14 protein-coding genes are annotated in these 16,314 nt (G+C 72.2%); 3 read left to right on the forward strand and 11 right to left on the reverse strand.

Annotated features, from left to right (window positions below):
* Positions 1–613: 613 nt before the first annotated feature.
* Positions 614–1,660: a tryptophan--tRNA ligase gene (gene trpS / locus IEY91_RS41265; protein WP_189177890.1), complete on the forward strand. Its 1,047-nt coding sequence runs from the start codon at positions 614–616 to the stop codon at positions 1,658–1,660.
* Positions 1,661–2,040: 380 nt separating this feature from the next.
* On the opposite strand, the gene proC is transcribed toward trpS, so the two are convergent.
* The 5 genes from proC to IEY91_RS41290 form a co-directional block, all read right to left on the reverse strand.
* Positions 2,041–2,901, reverse strand: coding sequence for a pyrroline-5-carboxylate reductase (proC, locus tag IEY91_RS41270; RefSeq protein WP_189177891.1), 861 nt, complete (start codon positions 2,899–2,901; stop codon positions 2,041–2,043).
* Positions 2,902–2,951: 50 nt separating this feature from the next.
* Positions 2,952–3,689, reverse strand: a complete 738-nt coding sequence (locus IEY91_RS41275) for an ABC transporter permease (protein ID WP_164322138.1) — start codon at positions 3,687–3,689, stop codon at positions 2,952–2,954.
* Between the two features lie 43 nt (positions 3,690–3,732).
* The gene (locus IEY91_RS41280) at positions 3,733–4,527 is read right to left on the reverse strand and encodes an ABC transporter ATP-binding protein (protein WP_164322140.1); all 795 of its coding nucleotides are present in this window, start codon (positions 4,525–4,527) and stop codon (positions 3,733–3,735) included.
* Positions 4,528–4,667: 140 nt separating this feature from the next.
* A complete protein-coding gene (locus IEY91_RS41285; RefSeq protein ID WP_189177892.1) occupies positions 4,668–5,585 on the reverse strand; it encodes a class I SAM-dependent methyltransferase in 918 nt (305 codons plus the stop codon).
* Between the two features lie 67 nt (positions 5,586–5,652).
* A complete protein-coding gene (locus tag IEY91_RS41290) occupies positions 5,653–6,159 on the reverse strand; it encodes an EamA/RhaT family transporter (protein WP_189177893.1) in 507 nt (168 codons plus the stop codon).
* Between the two features lie 193 nt (positions 6,160–6,352).
* On the opposite strand from IEY91_RS41290, the gene IEY91_RS41295 reads away from it, so the two are divergent.
* Entirely contained in the window at positions 6,353–8,644 is a 2,292-nt protein-coding gene (locus tag IEY91_RS41295; RefSeq protein ID WP_189177894.1) for a serine/threonine-protein kinase, read from the forward strand.
* 68 nt (positions 8,645–8,712) lie between these two features.
* On the opposite strand, the gene IEY91_RS41300 is transcribed toward IEY91_RS41295, so the two are convergent.
* The 5 genes from IEY91_RS41300 to IEY91_RS41320 form a co-directional block, all read right to left on the reverse strand.
* A complete protein-coding gene (locus IEY91_RS41300; protein WP_164322148.1) occupies positions 8,713–9,030 on the reverse strand; it encodes an SH3 domain-containing protein in 318 nt (105 codons plus the stop codon).
* A gap of 156 nt (positions 9,031–9,186) precedes the next feature.
* Positions 9,187–11,040 carry a dihydroxy-acid dehydratase gene (gene ilvD / locus IEY91_RS41305; protein ID WP_189177895.1) on the reverse strand — a complete coding sequence of 618 codons (1,854 nt, stop codon included), beginning with the start codon at positions 11,038–11,040 and terminating at the stop codon, positions 9,187–9,189.
* 180 nt (positions 11,041–11,220) lie between these two features.
* Positions 11,221–11,937: a TetR/AcrR family transcriptional regulator gene (locus tag IEY91_RS41310; RefSeq protein WP_229697750.1), complete on the reverse strand. Its 717-nt coding sequence runs from the start codon at positions 11,935–11,937 to the stop codon at positions 11,221–11,223.
* Positions 11,934–12,758, reverse strand: a complete 825-nt coding sequence (locus IEY91_RS41315) for a sugar phosphate isomerase/epimerase family protein (protein WP_164322152.1) — start codon at positions 12,756–12,758, stop codon at positions 11,934–11,936. The genes IEY91_RS41310 and IEY91_RS41315 overlap by 4 nt, the downstream gene beginning before the upstream one ends.
* Positions 12,759–12,843: 85 nt before the next feature.
* A complete protein-coding gene (locus tag IEY91_RS41320) occupies positions 12,844–13,800 on the reverse strand; it encodes a Ppx/GppA family phosphatase (RefSeq protein ID WP_164322154.1) in 957 nt (318 codons plus the stop codon).
* Positions 13,801–13,892: 92 nt separating this feature from the next.
* On the opposite strand from IEY91_RS41320, the gene IEY91_RS41325 reads away from it, so the two are divergent.
* Entirely contained in the window at positions 13,893–14,846 is a 954-nt protein-coding gene (locus IEY91_RS41325; protein ID WP_189177896.1) for a DUF3109 family protein, read from the forward strand.
* 31 nt (positions 14,847–14,877) lie between these two features.
* On the opposite strand, the gene IEY91_RS41330 is transcribed toward IEY91_RS41325, so the two are convergent.
* On the reverse strand, positions 14,878–16,314 hold a 1,437-nt coding region (locus IEY91_RS41330), incomplete at its 5' end, for a BACON domain-containing protein (protein ID WP_229697751.1).

The raw sequence follows: 16,314 nt of genomic DNA on the forward strand, positions 1-16,314 counted from the left end.
TTCTTTTGTTCTTGCGTTTCCGACTCTATCAGACTCTTTCCGGCTTCCCGGTCCGTTCCGACTTCCTCGGTGCTTTCCGGCCTTTCGGCCTTCCGGCGGTGTCGACTCTACCAGATCCTTTCGGGCCTGATTCCCAGTCAACCGGGGGTGTCTTCCGGGCTGTTGGGCCCTTCCGACGAGTGAGACTTTAGCGGAATCTCGGCTCCCGACCTAATCGGGGGCGTTCCTTCGAACGCGGACTCCTCATTTCGCAAAAGCGCATGAAAACGAGCCGAAAGCAGTCCTTCGTGGATACGAAGAGGCTGTGCATCGATCGTTTGAATGGTCTTACGAGATGGCCGCCCGGGGACCGACCAGAGGTCGGAGCTCACGTCGGGCAACTCGGAGAACACTACGTTCCGGTCCAGGGCGTGTCAACTTCGGGGGTCGGGGCGCTACTGTGGGGCCATGACTACGCATGCGCGCACCCAGCAGTGGTGGGCCGCCTGACGGCGGCCGCGCTGACGCATGCGATCAACGGCCGCCGCTTCGGCGGCCGTTCGCGTATCTCCCTCCGGAGGTCCTGAACCCGGTCGCCGGGTCGGCGGCCCCGTTCCGGAAGTGGAGACAAGAGATGACGCGGATCTTCAGCGGGATCAAGCCCACCGGGCACCTGACGCTCGGGAACTACCTGGGGGCCATCCGGGGCTGGGCAGAGGTCGATCAGTACCGGGCCGAGTCGGTGTTCAGCGTCGTGGATCTGCACGCGCTGACCGTGGACCACGATCCGGCTCGCGTGCGCCGGCTCAGTAGGCAGGCGGCGACGCTGCTGCTCGCCGCGGGGATCGATCCCGAGCGGAGCGTCCTGTTCGTACAGAGTCATGTGGATGAGCACGCTCGGCTGTCCTATCTGCTCGAGTGCGTGGCTTCCGACGGGGAGATGCGGCGGATGATCCAGTACAAGGAGAAGTCCGTCGTCGAGCAGGCTCGGGGCGGGAGCGTGCGGCTGTCTCTGCTCACGTATCCCGTGCTGATGGCGGCCGACATCCTGGCCTATGGCGCCGATGAGGTGCCCGTCGGGGACGACCAGACTCAGCACGTCGAGCTGACTCGGGATCTGGCCGTGCGGTTCAACCAGCGGTACGGGCACACCTTCGTGGTGCCGCGGGCCACGCGGCCCGAGGTGGGCGCGCGGGTCATGGATCTGCAGGATCCGACTTCCAAGATGGGGAAGTCCCATGAGTCGGGGGCCGGGATCGTCTATCTGCTGGATGACGCGGATGTGGTGCGGAAGAAGATCATGCGGGCTGTGACCGACAGCGGGAGTGAGGTCGTCTTCGACCGTGAGGGCCGGCCCGGGGTCTCGAATCTGCTGGAGATTCTTGCCGCTTGTGAGGGTGGGAGCCCGGAGGGGTTGAGCGGTGCGTACGAGTCGTACGGGGCGTTGAAGAAGGACGTCGCCGAGGCCGTGGTGGAGCTTTTGCGGCCTGTTCGGGAGCGGCACAAGGCGCTTGTTGCGGATTCGGGGTATGTGGAGGGGGTTTTGCGGGGTGGGGCTGAGCGGGCTCGGGGTATGGCTCGGCCCACTGTTGATGCTGCCTATCGGGCGATTGGGCTGCTGCCGGCTGTGGCGGATGTGGCGGCTGTGCCTGAGGTCGTGGGGGTGAGTGGGGCGCGGTAGGTGTCGGGGGGGGGTGGGGCTGGGGGCCCTGCGGGGCTTTCCCCAATCCCGCCCCTTCCCGAAACCGGGGGCTCCGCCCCCGGACCCCCGTATCGGCCTGAACGGCCTCGTCCTCAAACGCCGGACGGGCTGAAAAGAGCCGGGGCGGGGTGAAGGTCCGGGGTGGGTGGGACAGACCCCCGCCGATCGGCGCTCCGCGCCTCGTCCTTAAACGCCGGACGGGCTGAGGAGTGCCGGGGCGGGATGGGGGTTCCGGGTGGGACAGGCCCCGCCGGTCGGCGCTCCGCGCCTCGTCCTCGAACGCCGGACGGGCTGGAAGGCTCCAGCGCCGGACGGGCCGAGACGGAGCCGGGGCGGGCTGGAGGGGACCAGGGTGGGTCTCAGGTGTTGTTGCCTGAGGCCAGTTCTCGGCTTCGGTCTCGGGCTGCTTCCAGGGCTGCGATGAGGGCCGCTCGGACTCCGTGGTTTTCGAGTTCTCGGATCGCGTTGATGGTGGTGCCGGCGGGGGAGGTCACGTTCTCGCGGAGTTTTACCGGGTGTTCGCCGCTGTCGCGGAGCATGACCGCGGCGCCGATGGCTGCCTGGACGATGAGGTCGTGGGCCTTGTCGCGCGGGAGGCCCAGGAGGATGCCGGCGTCGGTCATGGCTTCGACGAGGAAGTAGAAGTACGCGGGGCCCGAGCCGGAGAGGGCCGTGCAGGCGTCCTGCTGGGTCTCGGGTACGCGCAGGGTCTTGCCGACCGCGCCGAAGATGTCCTCCGCGTGGGCCAGGTCGGCGGCGGTGGCGTGGCTGCCCGCGGAGATGACGGACATGCCCTCGTCCACCAGGACGGGGGTGTTCGGCATGACGCGGATGACGGGGGTGGCGTCCGCCAGGCGTTCCTCGATGAAGGCGGTGGTGATGCCTGCGGCCGCGCTGATGACGACGGTGTCGGTGGTGACGTACGGAGCCAGCTCCGCCAGGAGTGTGGCCATGTCCTGGGGCTTGCAGGCCAGGATGAGGGTGTCCGCGCGCTTGGCGGCCTCGGGGTTGGTGAGGGCCTCCACGCCGTAGCGGGTGCGCAGTTCGTCGGCTCGTTCCTGGCGGCGGGCCGTGACGAGCAGGTCCGCGGGGGCCCAGCCGCTGCGGATCATGCCGCTGAGCAGCGCTTCGCCGATCTTTCCTGTGCCGAGGACGGCGACCTTCTGGGTGTTCGGCTTGGTCTGCTTGGACTGCTTGTTCGGCTTGGTCTGCTTGGTCATGGCGGCCTCCCGGGTGCGGCGTTCGCGGTCATCCTCGCACCGGGGCGGCGTCAGGCCGTGCGGCGGCGGAGGGTCGCCGCGCCCAGGGCAAGCACCAGGACGGCGCAAGCCGCCACGATCGCCGCGTCGCGGACGAAGTCGCCGGTGACGTCGGGGTGCCGCAGGACTTCGTTCATGCCGTCGACGGCGTACGACATGGGGAGGACGTTGGAGATCGCCTCCAGGACCGGCTGCATCTTGTCGCGGGGCGTGAACAGGCCGCAGAGGACCAGCTGCGGGAAGATCACGGCCGGCATGAACTGGACCGCCTGGAACTCGGACGCGGCGAACGCCGAGACGAACAGGCCGAGCGCCGTGCCGAGCAGCGCGTCCAGGAGCGCGACCAGGAGCAGCAGCCAGGCCGAGCCGGTCACGTCCAGGCCGAGGGCCCACACGGCGAGGCCCGTGGCGAGTACCGACTGGACCACCGCCAGGGCGCCGAACGCGAGGGCGTAGCCCGCGATGAGGTCGCCCTTGGCCAGGGGCATGGCGAGGAGGCGCTCCAGCGTTCCGGACGTGCGTTCGCGGAGGGTGGCGATGGACGTCACCAGGAACATCGTGATCAGCGGGAAGATGCCGAGGAGCGACGCGCCGATGGAGTCGAAGGTCTGCGGGCTGCCGTCGAAGACGTAGCGCAGGAGCAGGAGCATCACGCACGGGACCAGGATCATCAGCGCGATGGAGCGGGGGTCGTGGCGGAGCTGCCGCAGGACTCGAGCCGCGGTGGCGAGGGTTCGGTGGAGGTTCATGGCTGTCTGCTCCAGGGATTGTGGGGTTGGGAGGGGCACGGCGTCAGCGGGCGTTGGCCTCGTCCACCAGGTGGAGGAAGGCCGCCTCGACCGTTTCCGAGGCGGTGCGGGTGCGCAGGGCGTCGGGGGTGTCGTCGGCGAGGATCTCGCCCTCGCGCATGAGGAGCAGGCGGTGGCAGCGCTCCGCCTCGTCCATGACGTGCGACGACACCAGGATCGTGGTGCCGCGGTCGGCGGCGATGGCGTGGAAGAGGTTCCACAGGTCCCGGCGGAGTACGGGGTCCAGGCCGACCGTGGGCTCGTCGAGCACGAGGAGTTCGGGGGTGCCGAGGAGGGCCACCGCGAGGGAGACGCGGCTGCGCTGGCCGCCGGAGAGGTTGCCCGCGAGGGCGTCGGCGTGGGCGGTGAGGTCCACGTCGGCGATGGCGCGGGTGACGTCCTCGTGGCGGCGGGCGGCCGCGGTGCCGCGGCCGGGGGCCAGGACCGCCGCGAAGTACTCCAGGTTCTGCCGGACCGTCAGGTCGTCGTACACCGACGGGTCCTGCGTGACATAGCCGATGCGGGAGCGCAGGGCCGGGGTGCCCGCCGGGTGGTCCAGGACGTCCAGGGTGCCGGTGACCTTGGCCTGGGTGCCGACCACGGAGCGCATCAGCGTGGACTTGCCGCAGCCCGAGGGGCCCAGGAGGCCGGTGATCTGGCCCCGGGGGACGGCGAACGTGAGGCCGCGCAGGACGGTGCGCGGGCCGCGCTCGACGGTGAGGGATTCGGCGCGGATCGCGGGGGTGGTGGTCGCGGCTGAGGCCGCCTGGGTTTGGGGCGGGGATGCAATATTCATCATGTGATGATTATGCGGCGCGGGGAGGGGTCTTCGTCAAGGGGGCAGCGGGGTGGGTCCGGGCAGCGTTGCGCCCCGCGTCGGGGGCTGACGCGGGGCGCGGGGGCGCTGGGGCCGGAGTGCGGGCGGGGGTCCGGGTGGGTTCAGGGCATGCGGTCGCCCGCGCGTGCGGTCGGCCGCTGGCGCGTGCGCCCCGGGCTGCGTACGACCGTCACGTCCAACGCGTACGCCTCCTCCACGACCCCGTCGGGGAACACGGCGCGCAGGTGGTCGCGCTCGTCCGCGAGGACGGGGGCGGCGCGCTCCGGGCCGAGCTGCGCGAAGTACGAGCGGCTGCCGAGGTGGGCCAGGTGGACGTCCAGCGGGATCCGGCGTGTCCAGCGCAGGCAGCGGTGGAGCGGGGAGAGGCCCGGGGCCACGGCTTCGACGGTGTGCGCGGCCACGGCGGGGCCGCCGTGGGCGTGGTAGCCGGGCAGCCGGGACTTCAGGCGGGCCTCCTGGGCGGCGGCCCAGGGCACGTCCGGGTCGGGGAAGTTCCACCACAGGGCGAGGGCGCCGCCGGGGCGCAGTACGCGCAGCGCTTCGGGGACCGAGCGGGCCGGGTCCGTCCAGTGGAAGGCCTGGGCGTACGTGACGAAGTCGGCCGACGCGGCGGCCAGCGGTAGCGCGTCCCCCACCGCCCGCACGAGCGGGGTGTCGGGCAGGGCCGCGCGCAGTTGGGCGCCCATGCCCGGTCCCGGCTCGACCGCGATGACGTGGGCGCCGCGGTCCCGCAGGAGGCGGGTGGCGATTCCGGTGCCCGCGCCCACGTCGACGGCGGTGGCACCGGCCAGCGGGCGGCCCGCCAACTCCTCGACCTCGGCGAACAGTTGGGGCGGGTATCCGGGGCGGGAGGTCGCGTACTGGGCCGCCACGGAGTCGAAGGAGAGGGCGAACTCGGGCGAGCGGTTGGGGTGTTCGGGTTCTGAGGGTTCTGAGGGTTCTGAGGGCTCGGAGGGCTCGGCCGACTCGGCGGACTCGGCGGACTCGGCGGGAGTAGGTGTCGTGGGTGTCGTCGACATCCCGTCATGCTCGCGCTTCGGGGCGAGGGTGGTGGCAGGTTCAGGCAGGGCGCACGGGCCCCGCGCCCTACTTCCGGCGCTTGCGCTTGGACGGGTTGCCCGCCCGCCGCGAGGTCCGCTTCGCGTACTGCTCGCGCGCCGTCTCGTACTCCTCCCGGTGCAGCTTCTCGCCGGGGGCCTCCTTGAGGGAGCGGAAGAAGTACGCGAGGAGGGAGCCGATGAAGCCGATCATCATGAGGCTGCGCATCGACGCCACCGACTGCGGGTCGTGGCGCTTGCCGAACCCCTCCCACGTACGCCGGAACGCGACCGCGCTGCAGATCGCGAACATGATCACGACGAGTACGTTCACGAACGAGCCCACGTCCGCGATCTCAAGCCCCTGATACGCGAACCGCAGCACGAGACAGCCCGCGACAGCGGCGACGAGCGACCCGACCGCGACACCGACGCGCCGCAGCCCGTACCGGTCCGTGTGCCCGACCCAGCTGGCCCCGAAGAAACGAAGGGGCTCGGGCTGGGGCCCGGCAGGGGACTCCGGGGCAGGCTGCGCGGCACGCGATTCATCACTCACGCATCGATTATGGCCCGAGGGGGAGTCAAAGCCCGTCCGGCGCTTGAGGACGAGCCGCGAAGCGGCAATGAGGGGGAAAGGGGCGAAGCCCCATAGGGAGGCGAGCCGCCTAAGGCCCAGGGGCCAGCCCACGCTAGCTTGGGGGGGGCAAGCAGACAGATGTACGAGGGACACCCCGGACGGGAGGTCGAAAGTGTCGCTCCGCTCAGGGGACCCTGAGGAGATCGGTGGCTATCCGCTGGAGGCCCGCCTGGGCTCGGGCGGCATGGGCACCGTGTTCCTCGGACGTACGGCGTCGGGGCGACCGGTCGCGATCAAGCTGATCCACCAGCAGTTCGCCGACGACGACGAGTTCCGCACCCGCTTCCGCCAGGAGGTCGCCGCCGCGCGCCGGGTCAGCGGCGCGTTCACCGCCGCCGTCGTCGACGCGGACCCCGAGGGGCCGCACCCGTGGATGGCCACGACGTACATAGAGGGCCCGACCCTCGCGCAGCGCATCGCCAGGCGCGGGCCGACAGGCGGCGCCGAACTGCGCTCGCTGGCGATCGGGCTCGCGGAGGCGCTGCGCGACATCCACCGCGCCGACGTCGTGCACCGTGACCTGAAGCCGTCCAACGTGGTGCTCTCGGCCGAGGGGCCGCGCGTCATCGACTTCGGCATCTCGCGCGCGGCCGACCAGCAGACGCTGACGATGACGGGGCGCGTCATCGGTACGCCGCCCTTCATGTCGCCGGAGCAGTTGCAGAACCCGCGCGGGGTCGGGCCGTCCTCCGACGTCTTCTCGCTCGGTACGTTGCTGGTGTACGCGGCGACGGGGCAGGGGCCCTTCGACGCGGACTCCCCCTATATGACCGCCTACCAGGTCGTGCACGAGCCGCCCGCCCTCGACCTCGTACCACCGGCGCTGCGCGCGGCCGTCGAACCGTGCCTCACCAAGGACCCGGCGGCCCGGCCGTCGGTCGACGAGCTCCTGGTGCTGCTGCGGGATCTGCCGGCGGAGCTGGAGGTCGTCGCGGGTGGGGGGCGTACGCGCGATGTCGCGACCGAGCATCATCTGCGGCGGGACACCGGGGCCGGAACGGGCGGTGCCTCCGGAAGCGACGGTGCCGGGGCCTCGGCAGCCCCCGGCCCCCGACGCCGCCGATGGCGCCCCGCCCTCGCCGCCGCCGCTGTCATCGCCGTCCTCGCCACCGGGGTCGCGCTGCTGAACGCGGGCTCCGACGGCACCTCGGACGAGCCGGACGGCAAGGGCCGCAATGTGGCCGCGACCGGTGAGGCGGCGCTCCCGGGCGGTTTCCGGCCGTGGCGGCAGGACGTGCCCGCGGGCAAGGCGAAGATCCCCGAAGAGGTGCGCTGTCTGCCGGGCGGCGACTCGGTGTACTGCGGGGGCGGCGGTGTGGTCGCCACCCGCGTCCGGGCCTCGGACGGCAAGCGGCTGTGGACGGCGGCCGGGCCGGGCATCCCGGTCCAGGACATGTACCTCGCGGGACTTGCGACCGCGGGCGGCCACGGTGACGGCAAGCAGCCCGACGCCACCCCCGGCAAGAACCCCAGGAACCCCAAGAATCCCGACCGCACCGTCATCGGCTACCGCATCGCCGCCGAGGGCTCCGGGCTCCCCGACGAAGTCGTCGCCCTGGACGGCGAGCGCGGCAAGGAGCTGTGGTCCGCGCCGTTCGGCGCCCATTCCGCGGCCGTCGCGGGCCCCGGCGCCGCCGAAGCCGTGGTGACCGGCTCCACCGTCCTGACCGTCGACGTGACCGGCACCCGTGCCGAGGGCCGTGACGCGCGTTCGGGCAGGAAGCTGTGGACGGTCCCGGTCCCCGCGGGCGAGCAGTGCGCGCCGGTCGGCGCGGGTGGCCGGGCGTATCTGCTGTGCGCGCCGAAGGCGCAGGTGCAGGCGGGTGAGGTGCGGCGGGTGACGGTGCGCGGCGTCGATCTCGGCTCGGGCAGGCCGGGTCGGTCCTTCGGCCTCGACGGTCCTGTGGAGCCGCTGGGCGCGGACCGGGGGCGGCTCGTCCTGGCGCGGCAGCGGGTGGGCGAGATCGGTGTCGTCGAGTACGACGCGGTGATCCGGCTCGACGCGCGGGGCGGCAAGGTGGCGACGACCAAGCTGCCGCGGACGTACGGCGGAGTGCCGCGGCTCGTCGACGGGACCGTGTACTTCACCGAGCAGAGCGGTCGGGCCAGCGCCGTCGACGCCACCTCCGGCAAGCTCCGGTGGGCCCGGCACACGGGCGTGGAGGGTGCGGCCGGTCCCGCCGCGGGGCCGGGGGCGCTGTACTTCGGCTCGGCCGGGGGCAAGGTCGCCGCGCTCGCGCCGCGCGACGGCAAGCGGCTGTGGTCGACCGACCCGAAGGTCGACGGCAGCGCCGAGCTGCGCCCGATCCCGCGCGTGACGTTCGTGGGGCGCGCGGCGATCGTGTCCGGCGAGAACAACCTGCTGTACGCCTTCGACACGGCGAAGCCGCCGAAGTCCGGGTGAATCCGGGCTCGGCGGCTTCGTGAGCTGGGCTGAGTTGAGTTGAGCTGGGCTGGCCTGGGCCTACCGGGTCAGCAGCGCGGCGCCACGTACCCGTTGCTCCCCGTCTTCACATACGTGTCGGACACATACCGGCCGCTGCCGATCCGGTCCCAGATCTTCGACGTGCCCGTCGGCCCCGTGACCGTCTCGCCGGGCCGCTGGCAGGCGATCGACACGCGGCTGCCGGCGCGCAGGCGGCCGACCTTGCCGTACGAAGTGCCGGGTCCGGAGCGTACGTTGACGTCGGCGACGACGGCGTAGGTCGCGGCCGCGGCGGCCTCAGCGACCGCGGTGGCCTCGGCGGTCACTTCCGCCCCATCCGCAACCGTCAGTTCCTCACTGCTCATCCTGCTACCCCGTTTCCCCCGTGAAACGGGCGGCGCGGGCCGCCCGTGGCATGTACTCCACACCATAGACGCGCCCGCGCATCAAGCCAGTTGCAGGACAAAATAGGACAGTCTCCCTGGCTCGTAGGGGAGCCTGCCGGAGCTCGGCCGAAGGCGTCAGCCCAGCTTCGACACGTCCCGCACCGCGCCCTTGTCCGCGCTCGTCGCCATCGCCGCGTACGCGCGCAGCGCCTGCGAGACCTTCCGTTCGCGGGACTTGGGGGCGTACACGCCGCCCAGGGCCTCGCGGCGGCGGTCCAGTTCGGCGTCGTCGACGAGGAGGTCGATGGTGCGGTTGGGGATGTCGATGCGGATGCGGTCGCCGTTCTCGACGAGGGCGATGGTGCCGCCGGACGCGGCCTCCGGGGAGGCGTGGCCGATGGACAGGCCCGAGGTGCCGCCGGAGAAGCGGCCGTCGGTGATCAGGGCGCAGGCCTTGCCGAGGCCGCGGCCCTTCAGGAAGGAGGTGGGGTAGAGCATCTCCTGCATGCCGGGGCCGCCCTTGGGGCCCTCGTAGCGGATGACGACGACGTCGCCCTCCACGACCTTCTTGTTGAGGATCTTCTCGACGGCCTCTTCCTGCGATTCGCAGACGACCGCCGGGCCCTCGAAGGTCCAGATCGACTCGTCCACGCCGGCCGTCTTCACGACACAGCCGTCGACCGCCAGGTTGCCCTTGAGGACGCCGAGCCCGCCGTCCTTGGAGTAGGCGTGGGCGACGTCGCGGATGCAGCCGTTCGCCGCGTCCGTGTCCAGGGTGTCCCAGCGCTCGGACTGCGAGAAGGCCTCGGCGGAGCGCACGCAGCCGGGGGCCGCGTGCCACAGCTCGACGGCCTCCTCGGAGGCGGAGCCGCTGCGGACGTCCCAGGCGTCGAGCCATTCCTTGATGGACGGGGAGTGGACCGTGTGCACGTCCTCGTTGAGCAGCCCGCCGCGGTAGAGCTCGCCGAGGATGGCGGGGATGCCGCCCGCGCGGTGCACGTCCTCCATGTAGTACGTCGTCGTGGGGGCGACGTTGGGCGCGACCTTCGCCAGGCACGGGACGCGGCGCGAGACGGCGTCGATGTCGTTCAGGTCGTACCCGGCCTCGGCCTCCTGGGCGGCGGCGAGCAGGTGCAGGATCGTGTTCGTGGAGCCGCCCATGGCGATGTCGAGGGCCATGGCGTTCTCGAAGGCGGCGTGGGTGGCGATGTTGCGCGGCAGGACGGAGGCGTCGTCCCCTTCGTAGTACCGCTTCGTCAGCTCGACGACCGTGGCGCCCGCGCGCTCGTACAGCGCCTTGCGGGCCGTGTGCGTGGCGAGGACCGAGCCGTTGCCGGGGAGGGAGAGGCCGATGGCCTCCGTCAGGCAGTTCATCGAGTTGGCCGTGAACATGCCGGAACAGGAGCCGCAGGTCGGGCAGGCGTTCTCCTCGATGCGGAGGATGTCCTCGTCCGAGACGTTCTCGTTGACCGCGTCGCTGATCGCGTTGATCAGGTCGAGTTTTCGCACCGTGCCGTCGACCAGGGTGGTCTTGCCTGCCTCCATGGGGCCGCCGGAGACGAAGACCGTCGGGATGTTCAGGCGCAGGGCCGCCATCAGCATGCCGGGGGTGATCTTGTCGCAGTTGGAGATGCAGATCAGTGCGTCCGCGCAGTGCGCCTCGACCATGTACTCGACGGAGTCGGCGATCAGGTCGCGGGAGGGCAGCGAGTACAGCATGCCGCCGTGGCCCATCGCGATGCCGTCGTCCACGGCGATCGTGTTGAACTCGCGCGGGATGCCGCCCGCCTCCTGGATGGCCTGGCTCACGATGCGGCCGACCGGGGCCAGGTGCGTGTGGCCGGGCACGAACTCCGTGAAGGAGTTGGCCACGGCGATGATCGGCTTCCGGCCGATGTCCGCGCCCGGTACCCCGGAGGCGCGCATAAGGGCGCGTGCGCCCGCCATGTTGCGGCCGTGGGTGACTGTGCGGGACCTCAGCTCGGGCATCGTCGCTCGCTCCTCAAGGGTCATGCTGCGGGGCATGTTCCGGGCAGGTGTGACTAAGGTCGAGCGTACGCCGGGGATCCAAGATCCGGACAGGGTGTCCGGATGACGGGATGGACGTCTCAGCCGGGGGCCACCGACGGGAAGGCCTCGGCTGCGACTGCGATCGCTGCCGGAAGGGCCTCAGCCCCGGTCCGGCCACTCCCCCGTCAGATGCCACTGCACGACCGGCGCCACCCGCGCGATGATCTGTTCCATGTCCGCCGAGGCCAGCGGCTCCACCTGGATGACGTACCGCAGCATCGCCGTGCCCACGACCTGCGCCGCGGCCAGCTCGGCCCGCAGCTGGGCGTCCGGCAGGTCGAGCTGGCCGGCGATGCGGGACAGGATCTGGGCGGAGACCAGGCGGCGGAAGACCGCGGCGGCCGCCTCGTTGTTGACGGCGGAGCGGACGATCGCGAGGAGCGGGGCACGGGTCTCGGGGTTCTCCCAGACGCCGAAGACGAAGCGGGCCAGGCGCTCGCCGACCTCGTCGAGGGGGCCCTCCGCCACTGCGGTCGGCGCTTCCAGGGCGGGCGCGAAGGCCACCTCGATGGCGGCCGCGAAGACCTGTTCCTTCGTGCCGAAGTAGTGGTGCACGAGCGCCGAGTCCACGCCCGCGGCCTTGGCGATGGACCGCACGGACGCCTTCTCGTACCCACGCTCGGAGAACTGCGCGCGGGCCGCGTCCAGGATCACCTCGCGCATGGCGGGGCCCTGCTCGGACTGCGTACGGGAGGGACGGCCGCGGCGGCGCGGGGTGGGGGGTGGGGTCTGGTCCGCCTGGTCCGGGGCCTGGTCCGCCTGGCCTGCGGCTTGGTCCGCCTGGCCCGACGTCGAGCCCGCTGCCTGGCCGGTCACGAGCGCGGCACCTTCAGCGGCGACGCCAGGTGCAGCCGCGTGAACGCCAGGGCCTCGGCCAGGTCGGCCTCCCGCTCCGCGCTGGACATCGCGCGGCGGGTGTTGACCTCGACGACGACATGGCCGTCGAATCCCGTGGCAGCGAGGCGTTCGAGCAGCTCGGCGCAGGGCTGCGTGCCGCGCCCCGGCACGAGGTGCTCGTCCTTCGCGGAGCCCTTGCCGTCGGCGAGGTGGACGTGGCCGAGGCGATCGCCCATGCGGTCGACCATCTGGAGGGCGTCGACGCGGGAGGTCGCGGTGTGCGACAGGTCGATCGTGAAGTGGCGGTAGTCGTCCTTGGTGACGTCCCAGTCGGGGGCGTACGCGAGCATCTCGCGGTCGCGGTAGCGCCAGGGATACATGTTCTCCACGGCGAACCGCACGTCCGTCTCGTCGGCCATGCGCCAGATGCCCTCGACGAAGTCGCGGGCGTACGTGCGCTGCCAGCGGAACGGGGGGTGCACGACCACCGTCGACGCGTCCAGCTTCTCGGCGGCCGCGCGGGCGCGCTGCAGCTTGACCCAGGGGTCGGTGGACCACACGCGCTGCGTGATCAGGAGGCAGGGGGCGTGTACGGCCAGTACGGGGATCTGGTGGTAGTCGCTGAGGCGGCGCAGCGCCTCGATGTCCTGGCTGACCGGGTCGGTCCACACCATGACCTCGACGCCGTCGTACCCGAGGCGCGCCGCTATCTCGAAGGCCGTCGCCGTCGACTCCGGGTACACGGAGGCCGTCGACAGCGCGACCTTCGCGTCCGGGATGTGCACGACTGGTTCTGCCACGGGAAACAGGGTACGGGGCCCGCGGGGGACGGCCCCAGGGGGCTCAGCCCCCTGGACCCCCGTATCGGCCTGAACAGCCTCGTCCTCAATCGCCGGACGGGCCGAGACCCAGCCGCGCCGGCAAGTGGTCCAGCCGCTGCAGGATCACGCCCTCCCGCAGCGCCCACGGGCAGATCTCCACCGACTCCACGCCGAAGAGGTCCATCGCGCCCTCGGCGACGAGCGCCCCGGCGAGCAGCTGCCCGGCCCGGCCCTCGGAGACGCCGGGCAGCTCCGCCCGCTCCGCCGCCGTCATGGCGGCGAGCTGCGGCACCCAGTCCTCCAGGGACTTCCGCTTCAGCTCCCGCTGGACGTAGAGCCCCTCCGTGGACCGCGCGGCCCCCGCGAGCCGGGCGAGCTGCTTGAAGGTCTTCGAGGTCGCGACGACGTGGTCGGGGCTCCCGAAGCGGGTGAACTCGCCCACGGTCCGGGCGATCTGCGCGCGTACGTGCCGTCGCAGGGCCCGTACGTCGGCGGGATCCGGCCGGTCGTCGGGCAGCCAGGCCGCCGTCAGCCGGCCCGCGCCGAGCGGCAGGCTGGCGGCGGCGTCCGGCTCCTCGTCGATGCCGTACGCGACCTCCAGGGAGCCACCGCCGATGTCGAGGACGAGGAGCTTGCCCGCGGACCAGCCGAACCAGCGCCGGACGGCGAGGAACGTCAGCCGCGCCTCCTCCGCGCCGGTGAGGACCTGCAGGTCGACGCCGGTCTCCTCGCGCACGCGGGCGAGCACGTCGTCGGCGTTGGTCGCCTCGCGCACCGCGGAGGTGGCGAACGGAAGCAGGTCTTCGACGCCCTTGTCCTCCGCGGCCTGCAGCGCGTCACGCACCGTGGCGACGAGCAACTCGACGCCTTCGGGGCCGATGGCACCCGCTTCGTCGAGGAGTTGGGCAAGGCGCAGGTCGGCCTTGTGGGAATGCGCGGGCAGCGGTCGCGCGCCGGGGTGAGCGTCCACCACCAGCAGATGCACCGTGTTCGAACCCACGTCGAGGACACCGAGTCTCATGTAAGGAACGCTACTGCGCGTACGGCGTTCGGCTGCCGCCGGGCGGACGTTGCTGGTCTCCGGGGACACACGGGCGCGCATACCCTGGAGACGTGCCAAAGACGAAAAAGGCGAAGTCCGACAAATCGCAGCCCGACGCATCGCAGTCATCGAAGTCCTCGAAGGCGGAGAAGACAGAGAAGGCCGTCAAGCCCGAAAAGGCCGACAAGAAGGCCGTCAAGGTCAAGAAGGCTGGGAAGGCCGGCAAGGCCGGGAAGCCGCTCGCCAAGGCGAGCAAGGGCGCCGCGGTCGCGGACGAGCAGGGTCTGGACTTCGCCCGTGCCTGGGTGGAGTTCCCGGACCCGGCGGACGACGAGCAGGTCTTCCGCTGCGACCTGACGTGGCTCACCTCCCGCTGGAACTGCATCTTCGGCAGCGGCTGCCAGGGCATCAAGGCGGGCCGGGCCGACGACGGCTGCTGCACGCTGGGCGCGCACTTCTCGGACGAGGACGACGAGAAGCGGGTCGCGGGTTACGTGGCGCGGCTCACGCCGGACATCTGGCAGCACCACGACATCGGCACGGAGTCGGGCTGGGTCGCCCAGGACGACGACGGCGAGCGCCAGACGCGGCCGTACAACGGCTCGTGCATCTTCCAGAACCGGCCCGGTTTCGCGGGCGGGGCGGGCTGCTCGCTGCACATCCTGGCCCTCAAGGAGGGGCGCGAGCCGCTGGAGACCAAGCCGGACGTGTGCTGGCAGCTTCCGGTGCGCAGGACGTTCGAGTGGATCGAGCGGCCCGACGACACGAAGGTCCTTCAGGTGTCCATCGGGGAGTACGACCGCCGGGGCTGGGGGCCCGGGGGCCACGATCTGCACTGGTGGTGCACGTCGGCGACCTCGGCGCACGGCGCCGGGGACCCTGTGTACGTGTCGTATCGGCCCGAGCTCATCGAGCTCATGGGCAAGGCCGGGTACGACCAGCTGGTCGATCTTTGTGAGGCTCGGCTGGCTTCTCAGCTGCCGTTGATCGCGCCGCACCCTGCGGATGCGGGTGGTTGCGCCTGAGCGCCCTTGGGGCGCTTCCCTCCCGTCGGCCTCAGCCCTGACCTGGCTCATTGCTGGGCGTGGGCGTTGGGGTCGACGGATCTGACGGGGTCGGTGTGGGAGCCGTCGGTGTCGGGTCCGGGGGCTGGGTGGTCGGGGTGGGGGTCGGGTTGCCGGGCGTGGGGGTCGGGTCCGGGTTCGACGGGCCGGGGCGGGTGGCCGTGGGGCGGGGGCCCGGGTTGTCGGGGCGGCCCGGGGAGCCGGGACTTCCGTAGCCCTCCAGGGAGATGACCGCTCCGGTGGGCGCGATGGAGACGCGGGCGCTCCAGTGACCCGGCGGCTCGCGGTCGTCGTCCACGTACACCCTGATCGTGACCGACTCGCCGGGCGACAGCGTGCCCGCGGACTGGCTCAGGACGAGCCAGGACGCGCCGGTGCTCGCGGACCAGCGGACCGGTGAACTGCCCCCTCCGGTCAGCGTGATGAGCGTCACGCCGCCGTGCGAGCGGGCCTGGACGCCGATCCGTCCGGCGCCGGGCGCGGCGGGTCCGCCGGGGCTGATGACCTCTACGGAGACACCCGGCCCGCCGCGTCCGCCGCGGAAGCGGGGGTCGGGGGTGGTGCGGGCGTTGCCCGCGTTCTCGTAGTCCTCGCGGCCGTGCCCGCCGCCCTTGCCGCCGGGGCCGCCGTCGGCCTCGGTGACGCCGGTGGTGCGGCCGTCGTGGCCCTCGCCGGTGAGCGGCGCACCGCGGTAGGCGGCCCAGAGGGCGAGTACGGGGGCCGCGACGACGGTGGCGACGACCGTGGTCGTGACGGCACGCGCGCGGAGGCGCTCGCGGCGGGCCGCGTGGTCCTTGGGATCCATCGGGAAGCCGCGGCGGTCGAAGCGGGGGCCGCCGCCGCGGGCCCTGCGCTGCGCGCGCGGGGCATGGGCCATGGCGTGGTGCAGGGCGGCGCGCGGGGCCGCGATGACGGGCAGCGCGGCCGGGGTGACGGCGGTGCCGGGCCAGGCGCTGGAGCCGGCGCGCTCGGCGGTGCGGCGGCAGCGCGGACAGTCGTCGACGTGCCGGACCAGCTCGCGGCGCAGGGCCGTGCCGAGCAGGACCTGGTTGTCGCCGGTGAGGCGGGCGACGATCGGGCAGGTGCCGGTCTCGACGACGGCGAGGGCCGCGCGGGTGCGCTCCACCTCGCAGGCGGCGGAGGCCAGCAGGTCACGCGCGGCGGCCGGGTCGAGGCCGAGGACGGCGGCGACCTCCTTGGGCGAAAGCCGGTGCCGGACGGCCAGCTCCAGGGCCTCGCGCTGCTCGGGCGTGGTCCCGGCGGCCTCCGGCCAGGCGAGCTGGGCCAGTTCGCGGCGGCGGGCTTGGGCGAGGTCGTCCTCGGGGGCGGCGGAAGGCGCGGGCGCGGCGGGAGTGCCGGGCAGCGGGTGGGCGGGGAGGCCCGCCTGGGCGGCCGGGGCCGCGTGCGGCGCGGGGGCCGGGCCCGGCGG

The sequence above is a fragment of the Streptomyces lasiicapitis genome (assembly GCF_014646335.1).
GTDB classification, from domain to species: domain Bacteria; phylum Actinomycetota; class Actinomycetes; order Streptomycetales; family Streptomycetaceae; genus Streptomyces; species Streptomyces lasiicapitis.